Annotated in this window: 9 protein-coding genes; 1 reads left to right on the top strand and 8 read right to left on the bottom strand. The window is 46.8% G+C overall.

The genetic code is table 11. The annotated features are described in order from the left end of the window. Window positions 1-20: 20 nt before the first annotated feature. From T496_RS13495 to T496_RS0104925, 8 genes are all read right to left on the bottom strand, one after another. Entirely contained in the window at window positions 21-899 is an 879-nt protein-coding gene (locus T496_RS13495; protein WP_044110024.1) for a glycoside hydrolase family 25 protein, read from the bottom strand. Next, window positions 900-2,537 carry a diphosphate--fructose-6-phosphate 1-phosphotransferase gene (locus tag T496_RS0104955; RefSeq protein ID WP_027449768.1) on the bottom strand — a complete coding sequence of 546 codons (1,638 nt, stop codon included), beginning with the start codon at window positions 2,535-2,537 and terminating at the stop codon, window positions 900-902. Window positions 2,538-2,652: 115 nt separating this feature from the next. After that, window positions 2,653-4,977, bottom strand: coding sequence for a ferrous iron transport protein B (gene feoB, locus T496_RS0104950; RefSeq protein ID WP_027449767.1), 2,325 nt, complete (start codon window positions 4,975-4,977; stop codon window positions 2,653-2,655). A 202-nt stretch (window positions 4,978-5,179) separates the two neighbouring features. Next, window positions 5,180-6,238 carry a UDP-N-acetyl glucosamine 2-epimerase gene (locus T496_RS0104945; protein WP_027449766.1) on the bottom strand — a complete coding sequence of 353 codons (1,059 nt, stop codon included), beginning with the start codon at window positions 6,236-6,238 and terminating at the stop codon, window positions 5,180-5,182. A 16-nt stretch (window positions 6,239-6,254) separates the two neighbouring features. Next, window positions 6,255-7,382 carry a hypothetical protein gene (locus T496_RS0104940; RefSeq protein WP_052342082.1) on the bottom strand — a complete coding sequence of 376 codons (1,128 nt, stop codon included), beginning with the start codon at window positions 7,380-7,382 and terminating at the stop codon, window positions 6,255-6,257. 75 nt (window positions 7,383-7,457) lie between these two features. After that, the gene (locus T496_RS0104935) at window positions 7,458-8,702 is read right to left on the bottom strand and encodes a tetratricopeptide repeat protein (protein WP_081783553.1); all 1,245 of its coding nucleotides are present in this window, start codon (window positions 8,700-8,702) and stop codon (window positions 7,458-7,460) included. A 21-nt stretch (window positions 8,703-8,723) separates the two neighbouring features. Then, window positions 8,724-11,231 carry a DNA gyrase subunit A gene (gene gyrA, locus T496_RS0104930; RefSeq protein WP_394331339.1) on the bottom strand — a complete coding sequence of 836 codons (2,508 nt, stop codon included), beginning with the start codon at window positions 11,229-11,231 and terminating at the stop codon, window positions 8,724-8,726. A gap of 202 nt (window positions 11,232-11,433) precedes the next feature. Further along, on the bottom strand, window positions 11,434-12,216 hold the full coding sequence (locus tag T496_RS0104925; protein WP_231478005.1) for a DUF5715 family protein: 783 nt from the start codon (window positions 12,214-12,216) through the stop codon (window positions 11,434-11,436). A gap of 565 nt (window positions 12,217-12,781) precedes the next feature. Here T496_RS0104925 and T496_RS0104920 point away from each other — a divergent pair. Next, complete coding sequence (locus tag T496_RS0104920) at window positions 12,782-13,732, top strand: PhoH family protein (protein ID WP_027449761.1); 951 nt, start codon at window positions 12,782-12,784, stop codon at window positions 13,730-13,732. The last annotated feature ends 94 nt before the right edge of the window (window positions 13,733-13,826 follow it).

The following is a 13,826-nucleotide window of genomic DNA, read 5'->3' as shown; positions in this document are numbered from 1 at the left end:
ATACCTTCTAAAATTAGTTTTTATTCGTCTTTATAAGCATCTACTCCAATGGTCTCCTGGCTGCCGATGGTTAGCTGGCGCAGTTCATAATAAGAACCGTTATAGATATTCAAATCCACTTTTCCTTTGATGCCAGGCAGTTGTCCCATATCTGTATGCTGCCAGAACTTCCATGGCCCCTTGTAGCTGACACTATCCACATAGTAGTGAGCTATCCAATAGGGATATTGGTCGAAGATACTGTCGTTTAGATAGTCCTGTTTGAAACGATAGTATGTATAAAGAATTGGCTTGACACCATAGTGTTTCTCTACGATGCGCAACCAATTGAGCACGTCGTGCTTAAATTGCTGTTTACTTCTGTTTTGAGGCTTATGTTCCACGTCAAGTACAGGGGGCAAATCGCCCTTTTTCAAATTCACATTTTTGATAAAGAAGCGGGCTTGAGCAGCAGCATCAGAGTGCATGCTGTAGAAATGATAGGCACCCCTCGTAAAGCCATATTCATGTGCCTTCAAAAAATTGCGTTTAAACTTAGGATCCAAACGGTCGGTTCCCTCGGTGGCCTTAATCATGACAAATCGAATGGGACACTCGTCAATCGTTCCGCGATTGCGCAGCAGTTCCCAATCTATCGTGCCTTGATAATGACTGACATCGATGCCGTGAATATTATAGCCAGCAGGATAGTCAATCTCACCATAGATAGCCTTCCAACGGATGCCGTAGGGCGACACGAAGAAATACCAGAATCCCCAGATATAGAGACCCATCATAGCAACACCTCCGAGCACCCACGTCCATCCCGGTAAACGATGACGCAGCAAGGCAAAGAAACCTTGACGTCTCTTCGTCTTGCTGCGTTTGTGATTATACTTTGATCTCTTTTTTGCAGGCATTTACTTGCTCTGCTCCAAAGCCAGAGTACGTGTAGGCTGGTCGCAAACCTCAGTGGGACCCCAGTACTGAATTGGACCAGGATAGATATAAGCAGTTTCACGAGCCCACTTTTCGCGGCTAGCTGCGAATGTCTTGAAGGGCTTGCCATCAAGTTCCACAAGAGCCTTGCGAATAACAGGTTTCATCTCACCGTTACGACGCTCCATGTTCATCATCATGGTGATGGGCACACCACCGGCTTTCCACTCAGCAGCAGGTGCTGTAGTGTTCTTAACGATAGCCATATAGCCAGTCTTGCCAGCTGCAATCAGCTGAGCTGCACTGGTACCCAGAGCATAGCAATAGTCAGCATCGAAGTTAGATGGAGCAGCGCAACGTCCCTCATATCCGAAGAAGTGGTGCTGAGCAGAGAACTTGCCAACATACTTACCCTCAGCCTTCATGGCGTCGAGCTTCTTAGCAACCATCTCAGAGAGCAGTTTCTCTGTCTCGATGAGAGAAACCTGTACGTTTCCGTGAGGGTCACGGTCGAGAGCCAACTGACGGGCTACGCCCTCGGGAAGGCTGTTGAACACTGCGAGGTTCTCGGCAGTAAGGTGACTCTTAGCGAAGTCAACCTGCTCGTCGCGGCTGATATTCTTTGCTTCGGGCAATGCCAAAACATCGTTAAGCTGAGCAATCAGCTTCTTGATGGCAGGGATAAACTCAATCAGACCCTCAGGAATGATCACGGTACCGAAGTTATTGCCGTCCTTAGCACGAGCAGCAACGGTCTCTGCGATATAGCTTACTACATCGTCGAGGCTCATCTGCTTAGCCTCAACCTCCTCAGAAACGAGGCAGATGTTAGGCTGAGTCTGCAGGGCGCACTCCAATGCGATGTGAGAAGCCGAACGACCCATCACCTTGATGAAGTGCCAGTATTTACGTGCAGAATTACAGTCGCGCTCAATGTTACCAATGAGCTCAGAGTATGTCTTACATGCAGTATCAAAACCGAATGAAGTCTCAATCTGATCGTTCTTCAGGTCACCATCGATAGTCTTAGGACAGCCGATTACCTGTACGCCATAGTTCTTGGCTGCATAGTACTCTGCCAATACACAAGCGTTGGTATTAGAGTCATCACCACCGATAATAACAATGGCCTTGATTCCCAACTCGCGAATGATCTCAAGACCCTTCTCGAATTGATCTACCTTCTCAAGCTTGGTACGACCAGAACCGATCATATCAAAACCACCAGTATTGCGATACTCATCAATGATGTCTGCAGTAAGTTCCATGTAGTTGTGGTCAACAAGACCGCCAGGACCCAGGATAAAACCGAACAGGCGGTTCTCTGGATTCAACTTCTTAACAGCATCAAAGAGACCGGTAATCACGTTGTGACCACCAGGAGCCTGACCACCGCTGAGGATGATACCAACGTTCATTTTCTCGTGAGCTGTCTCCTGTCCAGGAACGAACTCTACGAGAGGCATGCCATAGGTATTGGGGAAGAGAGCCTTAATCTCTTCCTGATTGTCAACACTCTGAGTGGGAGCACCTTCCTGCACCTTTACTGCACCCTGAAGTCCCAGAGGCAGTTTGGGCTGGTAAGCAGCTCTTGCAATCTGCAATGCACTTTTTTCCATAATCTTTTTCTTACTTATATTTTAATGAATAAAATGTTCTATTGAAATTCGACTGCAAAGGTAATCAATTTCAGTGAGAAAACTATCATGCGCGTGCATTTTTTTGTATTCTTTTTCAAACGAAGAGAAGACCTATCTGATATGCCAGCATAGAAACGACCCAAGCTAGTATCGTCGTGTATAGAGCCATAAAACCAGCCCATCTCCATGACCCTGTTTCATGCTTCACTGCTACGACGGTGGCAATACAGGGGAAATAGATAAGCACAAAGAGCAAATAGCTATAAGCTGCAAGGGGAGAAACCGCATCCAGTCCGCCCAAAATTCCGATGGTCGATGCCACAATTTCCTTGGCACCAACACCGGCCAACAGCGACACATCCATCTGCCAGTTGAACCCTTGAAGATAGAATACTGGAGCAATAAAACGACCTAATGCGCCAATAAAACTGCTAGACATATCAGCAGCCACGCCATTAGGACCAAAATAGCCTAATGCCCATACAATGATAGAAGCCACCAAGATGATACCACCCATTTTCTTGAGGTATTCTTTTCCTTTCTCCCACGTATGACGTCCAATAGCCTTTGCTGTAGGCCAACGGTATGGAGGCAGTTCCATCACGAACGGGGTGTCCTCACCTTTGACGAGGAAGCGTGAAAACAACTTGCTCATCACCACGGCGATAAAGATACCAATGGCATAGAGACTAAGCATAATCCACGACTGATACTCCACAGCAAAGAAAGTTCCTATTATCATAATATAAATAGGCAAACGCGCCGAGCACGACATAAGCGGAATAATCATCATCGTAATGATGCGCGAACGACGACTCTCAATGGTGCGGGTTGCCATGACAGCCGGCACATTGCAACCGAAGCCCATAATGAGGGGAATGAACGATTTACCGTGTAGTCCCATGACATGCATCAGACGGTCCATAATAAAAGCAGCACGAGCCATATAGCCAGAATCTTCCATCAACGAGATGAAGAAATAGAGAATCAATATCTGTGGCAGGAAGACGATAACGGCTCCCACACCCCCTATTACGCCATCAACCAGCATTGACCGCAACGGGCCTTCACTCATGGTCTGCCCCACCCAATCGCTGGCCCACTCTACCATCTGATCAATCCAATCCATGGGATACTGGCCCAGCACAAAGGTGGTTTGGAACATCACAAAAAGGATGAAGAAGAAAATGGGCAATCCCAAAAAGCGGTTGGACATCACACGGTCTATGAGGTGCGTTGTACGATAGGTGTCTTCTTTCTCGCCAGTACGAAACTTTGATTCAGTAAGTGCGCCATTGATGAAGCCATACTTCGCATCCATAATAGCCGTTTCCGCGTCGGTTCCTGTTTCTTCTTTAATACGTGTATCGGCCTTATCACGTGCAGCCAGCAACAAGCGGCGCTGTGTCTTTTTGCTCTCACCTTCCAAGTGATTGCCAACATACTGCAGCACATCACTGTCGTGTTCCAGTAATTTAATGGCCAGGTAGCGTGTAGAATAGCGCTGACGGATATGCTCGTCGGCCTTCAGATAGGCCTGAATATCGCTAATACCGTTTTCCAATTCATGACCATAGTTGATATGAATATGACGCGAAGGTCCCAAGTTACCTTCGTACACTTGGATGACAGCCTTAAAAAGTTCCTTGACCCCCATGCCACTCTTAAAGGAAGTTGGAATCATGGGGACTCCAAAAAGATGAGAGAGTGTGTCGATATCCAGACTATCGCCACGACGTTCGAATTCGTCGTACATATTGAGCGCTCCCACCATAGGTACATTCATATCCACCAATTGAGTGGTGAGGTAGAGATTACGCTCTAGATTTGACGCATCAATAACGTTGATAACTACATCAGGCATGGCCTCTGCCAAGTGTTTTCTGACGTACAATTCTTCGGGTGAATAGCATGAGAGCGAATAAGTACCAGGCAGGTCGGTAAGTTCAAACTCGTAGCCGTACATCTCGGTCTTAGCTACGGTTGCATCTACGGTAACGCCACTATAGTTACCCACATGGGCATGGGCTCCGCTGGCATAGTTAAACAGAGAGGTCTTGCCACAGTTGGGATTACCCACTAGCGCCACATTCAAATGACGGCGTTTTCGGAGCGCCTCGTGATGGACATCACGTCGTTCCTCACTGACGCTTTCCTGACTTTCGCTAACAGAACTGGCAACGGCAACTGGCAATTGGTCTTGAACCACTTCTATCTGTTCGGCTTCATGGCGGCGCAGGCTTACCTCGTAGCCCATCACTTTATACTTCACGGGATCTTGCAAAGGTGCGTTCAGAAGAACCTCGACGGTTTTCCCCTTTACAAAACCCATTTCTATAATACGCTTACGGAAGCCACCGTGTCCCAATACCTTTACAATAACACCCTTTTCGCCTGTATTCAGTTCTGATAATCTCATAGTTCTATTCTCTTTCGGTTTGCAAAGTTACAAATATTTTCCAAAAGATCAATATAGAAATATAAGTTTCAACACGAGATACCTAAAAATGAGTAATCATGAAAATGGTGGCATATCAAAAGAAATAAGAAAATAAAAAGAGCTCCCACAGACTTTGATAATCCAAAATCAGGGGAGCTCTTTATTTGAAACGTTTCACGCGTTATACTTCAGTTAAGATTCTAACAATGCGCTCAGCCGTACGTCCATCCCAACGATCGGGCAATGCACTCTTCTTCCAATTGCCAGCTATCATCTTGCTGACCTCCTCTTGCAGACGATCAGCATCTTCGCCCACCAGTACGTTAGAACCCACGGTAACTGTTTCCTGGTGTTCGGTATAACTATTCAGCGTGATACATGGCACACCATTGAAGGTAGCTTCCTCCGAGACATTACCACTATCGGTGATAATACCGCGGGCATGGGCTGTAAGCCAGCCAAACTCCAAATAGCTCAGCGAATCGATAATTTGAATACAGTTAGACACCGAGGCCACAACCTTGGCTGCCTGACCGCGCAGAGGTGCTATGATAGGCATATCGCCAGCCGACTGCACGAGCGCATCAAGCATTTTCTTCAGATTATCCTGATCAGCCATCAAGGCCTTGCGGTTCAGCGTAAACACCAGATAAGCACCCTCTTGAACATTGAGAGCCGGACGACGCAGACGGTCGTGGTTGAAACGGAGCGAGTCCATCAGTATATTACCAACCATATAGGTTTGGCCTATATCCCCCTGTTCACGAGTTGCTACACTGTTGCTCTTCACGCCTGCTGTGAAAAGATAGTCGCTCAATGCGTCAATCACCAGACGATTAATCTCTTTAGGCATGTTGATGTCAAACGAACGAGTGCCTGCCACCAGATGAGCCAAGCGCACGCCTCGCTTTTTGGTAACAATGGCAGCAGCCATCGTTGAGGCCAAATCATCGACCACAATAACCACATCGGGATGATGCTGATCCAGATACTGATCGAACTCGGCCATGACACGACTTGTTATCTCGTTCAGTTTGACACTGTCCACATTCAGATAGATTGTGGGACGTGGCATCTGCAAATCCTCAAAAAGCGTGGGTTCAAGTGTGGGATCATCCTCACAACCAGTGTAGATCAGCTGATAGCTTGCTGCCCCACTCTTTTCTATGGCACGAATGAGTGGTGCCACCTTAACAAAATTTGGACGTGCACCAGCTACGATGCAGATTTGTTTCTTCATAACTATTCAAGGTTATTTATTTTTTCAACAACTCGTCAATCTCGTCAAACTGACGTCCCATATTCAAATTGAGATAGATGCGATAAAGGGCAGGTGCCCACTTGCTCTTCTCATCGGGACACATCTTGCGGTAGGTCTCCATATAGGTGCGAGCACTCTGATAGTGCTGACTAGCAGTCTTTTTATCATTGTCCTCACTAGCCATCATAGCAATGTTCATATGAGCCGTTCCGGCATTGAAGTAGACCTCAGACAGACTGTCGTTCAACTGTATCAGGCGCTGACACACCTCTATACAAGCCTCGTTGCGCTCAAGACGCAGCAGAGCAGAAGACTTAGCAAAGAGGAATAGCTGACTGCTGTCGTTCACTGCGATGGCACTATCTGCTGCAGCCAACGCCTTTTCATGTTGTCCCAGACGGGTATATTCATCTATTAGACGAGGAAAGAAGTAAGCGAACTGAGGAAAACGGCGGAAGCCCTCCTGAAGAGTGGTCAGATAAAGGTCGCGGTCGTTTTGCCACAGGTAAGCCTCGGCTACATACTGCAGTGTGAACGCAGCACGTGAAGAGTCTAGAAGAGCCGTGTTCTGATAACGTAGAGTCAACTCAGGGTCGTGCTGCTTGTAGGCACTGAACGTGGCCCAATAGGCAGCCTCAGGCATTCTCTTGTCGCGGGTATTATAATCATAGCCAGTGAAAAGAGGTTGCTTCCTACAGTCGATGTAGGTCTGAAAGAATTTGTAGGCATCTTTCCAATTGCCTTTCCGCACATGAAACACGCCACCATTAAAGAGGTTGGAGCGCTGTGCATCCATCTGCGAAGCATGACGCTTACGATATGAAGGTGCCACACGTCCCTTCTTATCAGGACGGGCATCAATACTGTCAAGCGTCTCAAGGACCGTGAACATGCGGTTTACATTGCCGAAAAAGGCCGCTGTGTCCAAGGACTGTTTTAGATAAAATTTTTCGTTACCCTGATTGTATTTTCCGCGCACTGCGTCGTACAACGTCAAATAGACCTTCTCGTTGGCCCTATTTGCCGTGTCTTTGAGCAGATTCATCATCAGCTGATCTGCTCCGTCATAGTTGCCGCTCTTGATATAAGACCGTGCCTGACTGAGCTCTTTTTTCTGAGCCATCAGGCACGGTGTTATTGATAGTAAGAGAAGCAACGTCGAAATGATTTGCTTCATCATTTAGTGTGTTTCTATTCTTTACTTGTTCAGTGCTTCCATCTCGGCAGCTTCTTTATCCATCTTCAAGGCATAGTAAACCTGCCAGAGGGGATAAGCCCAATTGCACTTCTCGCGCAGTGGGTCGAGTTCACGTGCCTTCTCCAGATAAACCTTAGATACAGCGAGTACCTCTTTTACCTTCTCGAAGTTAGCCACAGTGATAGTACCGGTACGCTTGTCGGCCAACTCATCCTGCAAAGCACGTGCCTTTGAGTTGTAGCAGACACCCAGGTTGAAGTTACCCTCGATATAAGCGGGATCAATCTCGATGGTCTTCTTATAGTCCTCGATAGCGGCATCCCACTTCTCGTCCTGCATGTCGGCATAGCCCTTCAGGAACCAAGCGGTCTTGTTGTTTGCATCAGCAGCAATCTCCTCTTCAGCGAAAGCACGCATCTCTTCATTTCCTGCCTTAGCATAGAACTCAACCAGCAGGTTGAAGTAGCGCTGCTCAGCGGGTTCAGCCTTGTGCAAATCCTTCAGGTGGTTGATGAATGCCAGTGTGTCGGCAGCAGTCTTGCAGTTCTCCTTCTGAGAGAAGAGCAGAATCTCCTTGGCCTCATCAGCCTTAGCAGGATCCTGAGCTGTGAGACGAGCATAACGCTCGGCTTTCACATAATCCTTATTCTGATAAGAAAGGAATGCTGCATAGTAGGCAATGTCATAGAAGAAAGGATCCTGGGGGAAGTCCTTCACGCCCTCAAAGATAGAGGTGTTACGCATGTTCAGATAGAGTTCCCAGTCCTTAAGAGCCTCATCCTGATCCTTCTGGTTGTAGAAGAACTGACCAGCCTGTACCAGAGCGATACCGTGGTTCTTGAAACGACCCTGTGAAGCACTGCGATACTTCAGCTTCACCTTACCCTTAGCATCGGGCAACTGGTCGAACTCATCGCACTTCAGAGCTGCCTCCCAGGTAGCAACAGCAGCCTTATACATACCGAGGGTATCATAGGGGGTATTCTGTTTGGTCAGCTGGTTTTGGGCATCAATGGTTTGAATAGCCATATACTTATCATAGCAGATATCCGACTGCAACTTCCAAGCTGCCTCTTTATCAAGGGTTTCGTCGGATGTGAGAGCTGGTGCCAACTTAGCTATAGCAGCATCAAAGTCCTTACTAGAGAGGAGCTTCTTAGCCTCTTTTACTACGGCATCCTGAGCAAAGGCTGTGGTGGCAGCTGCTGCCATCAGGGCCATCGTCATTAACTTTTTCATCATCATAATAATTATTAGTTAAATGGTTTATTCATTATTATTATCTGGTGTCTCCTGTGTCTCAGAAACTTCAGAGGCATCAACATCCTCTACGTCTTCCTCAATCAGGTCGTCTTCAGACTTCTGCACCTTGCAAACGCTGGCGATGGTGTCGTTCTTCTTCGTAAGATTGATCAGGCGAACGCCCTGTGTGGCACGACCCATGACACGAACCTCACTGACGTTCAGACGAATCAGGATACCACTCTTATTAATGATCATCAGGTCATTCTCGTCGGTCACCACCTTGATGGCTACCAAACGACCAGTCTTCTCGGTGATGGCAAGAGTCTTAACACCCTTGGTGCCACGGTTAGTGATGCGATAATCCTCGATGTCCGAACGCTTACCGTAACCATTCTCCGAAACAACCATAATGGTCTCTGTCTGGGGATCGTTGACACATACCATGCCTACTACCTCATCATCGCCATCATCAAGACGCATACCGATAACACCTGTTGACACACGTCCCATGGTACGAACAGTGTTCTCGTTGAAACGAACAGCACGTCCGTTGCGGTTGGCCAGGATAATCTCGTTGTTACCATTGGTCAGACGCACGCTGACAACCTGGTCGCCTTCGTTGATGTTGATAGCAATCACACCGGCAGAACGTACATTCTTATACTGGTTCAGACAGGTCTTCTTGACGATACCCTGCTTGGTAGCAAACATCACGTAGTGACTGTTCAGGAATTCCTCATCGTCGAACTTGCTGATGCGCAGTACGGCATTGATAGCATCGTCGGGCTCAATGTTCAGCATATTCTGGATAGCACGGCCCTTCGAGTTCTTGTCACCCTCGGGAATCTCATAGCACTTCTGCCAGTAGCAACGACCCTTCTGAGTGAAGAACAGCAATGTGTTGTGCATGGTGGCAGGATAGATATACTCGGTGAAGTCATTGTCACGATGACGGGCTGCCTTAGCACCTACTCCACCACGACTCTGCTCATGGAACTCGCTCAATGGAGTGCGCTTAATATAACCCATATGACTGATGGTAATCACAACGGGATCATTGGGATAGAAGTCCTCTGCGTTGAACTCATGATCGAAAGGAATGATCTCGGTCTTACGCTCATCGCCATACTTTTCCTTCACCTCCAGCAGGTCGTTCTTCATCACCTCCTTACAACGCTCGGGGTTGTTCAGGATTTCCTCCAAGTCGGCAATCAGCTTCATCAGCTCGTCATACTCCTGATGCAACTGATCAACACGCAAGCCGGTGAGCTGGCTCAAGCGCATATCTACGATAGCCTTTGACTGCAGCTCGTCCAGATCGAAGCGCTTCTCCAAGTTGCGCTGAGCATCTGAAGGAGTTGCTGACTGACGGATGATATGTACAACCTCGTCGATATTGTTAACGGCGATGATCAAGCCTTCGAGGATATGAGCACGCTCCTGAGCTTTCTTCAAGTCGAACTTCGTACGACGAATGGTCACCTCATGACGATGCTCAATGAAGTAGCGCACGCACTCTTTCAGCGACAGCAACTTTGGACGCATCTTGCCATGAGTGCCAGGAATGGGCACCAAAGCAATGTTGTTCACAGAGAAGGAACTCTGCAGGGCTGTCATCTTAAACAACTTATTCAGTATAACATTGGCATTAGCATCGCGCTTGCAATCAACCACGATACGCATACCCTGACGACCAGACTCATCGTTGACGTTCGAGATACCCTCAATCTTATGCTGGTTGGCCAGATCGGCAATATATGCCACGAGATCAGCCTTGTTTACACCGTAAGGAATCTCGGTCACAACGATCTTGTCGTGCATTTCGCCGCTTTCAATCTCGGCCTTGGCACGCATCACGATACGACCACGACCGGTCTCATAGGCATCCTTTACGCCCTGCAGACCATAGATATATGCACCTGTAGGGAAGTCGGGACCTGGGATATACTGCATCAGTCCCTCAGTGTCGATATCGGGATTGTCGATATAAGCACAGCAACCATCGATGACCTCACCTAGATTATGAGTAGGCATATTGGTAGCCATACCAACGGCGATACCATTACCACCGTTGACCAAAAGGTTGGGCACCTTGGTAGGCATTACGCTAGGCTCATCGAGGGTGTTATCGAAGTTGGGATCCATATCCACGGTATCCTTCTCCAGGTCATCCATGATATGCTCACCCATCTTTGAAAGGCGGCACTCTGTGTAACGCATGGCTGCAGGCGAGTCACCGTCAACAGAACCGAAGTTACCTTGGCCGTCAACAAGTGTATAACGCATGTTCCATTCCTGTCCCATACGTACCAAGGCTCCATATACAGACGAGTCGCCGTGGGGGTGATACTTACCAAGCACCTCACCTACGACACGTGCACATTTCTTATGTGGTTTATCACTGGTATTTCCAATTCCCAACATACCGTAGAGGATACGGCGGTGAACTGGCTTGAATCCGTCACGAACATCAGGAAGGGCACGAGCCACAATAACCGACATGGAGTAGTCGATATAAGACGACTTCATCTCTTCCTCGATGTTAATCTTTAAAATTCTGTCGTTGTCAAAAGTCTGATCCACTTTTTATCAAATTTTACTTATTTATTTTTAGGCTAAAATCAACGAGAAGGGCATTTTAAGGCCCGCTGACGCGTTTTGCCTACTTACTTTCAGCGAACAAAGGTACAACTTTTTCTTGAATACAAGAAAGTTTTAAGCAATTTTAAGGCTATCTGACCGTAATATGAAAACACGGTTGCTTACGTTCGTATTTCACATAGCAACGTCCTTGCTGACGCAAATCATTAAGTACCTCACTGAGCACCTGCTTGTAGCGAGCCTCTCCATAGTCTGGCTTCGGACACACTTCTGGGTCGCCAACCTTAGCAAAAAGGTTGTAATTAATATCAAAGGTGGTGCCATAAAGGTGACACGACTGTTCGGTGGCATTACCATTGTGGCGGCGCAAGCGCTTGACATCGTATTCAGAACGCAGCACACTGGTCACTACGGCATAATGCAAAGGCAGTCCTTTGGCCTGAAGACTATCCATAAAACTGCGCCCTATATCCTCCAGGAGAAGTGCAGCATGGGGTACAAGATAAGGAATACTGGATGTGAGTGGCTTAATAATATAATAAGGTGAAGAACCTATATAGACCAACTCGCACTTGCGTCTTTCTGCATCCACACGATCTTTCACTGGCGAAACGCCCCAGCGATGGGCGGATATCAGCTGCACATGATTACTATCGGGAAAGGCTTTATCGAAGTTAGCAACACCTTTTATGCGATGAGGCTTCGACCAGTCTATAGCAGACGGAGCCGAAGATATGCTAGGCGACTGAGCGTTTAACTGCTCTTGAGCATCCTGACTTTCCTGCACATCGACAATTTTCTGATTTGCTATTGAGTCATCATCAGCCAGACATACTTGTTCTTCAGCATTAGTTTGGGTGGTCGAATCACCTATAAAAGCGCATCGAAACAACGCCAAAACAATGACTGTCACACCAAACCACTGTATATATCTTTTGCTATTCCTATGAGTTTTTCTTCTGCTATTCATTACCTTGTAGAATTTGAGCGCAAAGTTAATAAAAAACAATGAAACAAAAGAAAAACCAAGAAGAATTATCTCGGCATACCATAAAGAATTTCATGATCGATCAATGTCAAAAGGCAAATAATAAATCTGGCTCTATAAAAGTGGCACTTTAAGCACACAATAGTTACCCTTTTAAAGTGCAAAAGTGCCACTTTTGAGTTGCAATAGTGGCACTTTTGATCTCAATCTAGAGTCTAGAAGAGTCATTTCTAGACCCTAGAACTGGTTGATGCAGACCCTAGAACAGCTCATTCTAGGGTCTAGAAACAGACTTTCTAGGGTCTGCATTCAAATCAAGAGCTTTTCTTTTGAATTATAAAAGCGCCAGTATTACGCAATAGTAGCTACACTTTGACCACCCAAAACAGCACCTATACCAATGCGTTTGAACAAGAATATTTTAGCTTTATGTTTGCAAGAGTCAACGAAAGTTATTAACTTTGCACGCAAATTCTAAACATTTACAACCTTGACAGAGAAGCATATTGTTTTAGAGGACATTGATCCAGTAGTCTTTTACGGCGTCGGCAACGCTCATTTGCAAATGTTGAAAGCGCTCTATCCGAAACTGCGCATTGTGGCACGCGACAACGTGTTGCGCATCATGGGCGATGAAGAACAAATGGCATCATTCGAAGAGAGTGCCGAGAAAATCAGACTTCACGTACTGCGCTTTAACTCACTGAAAGAAGAAGACATTATCGACATTGTAAAAGGCAAAAGAACACGCGACGAAATACCTGAAGGCGTGGTCGTTTACGCCCTGTCTGGCAGAGCCATCAAGGCCAGAAGCGAGAACCAACAGAAACTGATTAACGCCTACAACGAGAACGATATGGTCTTTGCCGTTGGACCTGCAGGAACAGGTAAGACTTACCTATCAATCGCACTGGCTGTCAAGGCATTAAAAGATAAGGCAGCAAAGAAGATTATACTCAGTCGCCCTGCCGTTGAAGCCGGAGAGAAACTAGGATTCCTGCCAGGCGACATGAAAGACAAAATTGATCCCTATCTGCAACCTCTCTACGACGCACTGGAAGACATGATACCGCAAGTAAAATTGCAGGACATGATGGAAAAGCGCGTTATTCAAATAGCGCCTCTAGCCTTTATGCGTGGACGCACTCTCAACGATGCCATTGTGATCCTCGACGAGGCCCAGAATACCACCCCTGCACAGATCCGTATGTTCTTGACACGCATGGGATGGAACACCAAGATGATTATCACTGGCGATATGACCCAGATAGACCTCCCCCACTCTCAGAAGAGCGGTCTCATCGAAGCCCTACATATTCTGAACGGTGTGGAAGGCATCGGAGTGGTCAATCTCGACCAGAAAGACATCGTACGACATAAACTGGTGACCAGAATTGTGAACGCCTATGAAGCCTTCGACAAGGAATCTAAAGGCGAATGATACGATTTTTCACTATATATAGTGATGGAATCCATAATTTTTTGTAACTTTGCAAGCAATTTATTGAGACAATAGGTAACTAAATTAGGTAAAA

Source organism: Xylanibacter brevis P6B11 (assembly GCF_000621825.1).
GTDB lineage: Bacteria > Bacteroidota > Bacteroidia > Bacteroidales > Bacteroidaceae > Prevotella > Prevotella brevis.
This window is presented reverse-complemented; position numbering and strand designations above follow the sequence as displayed.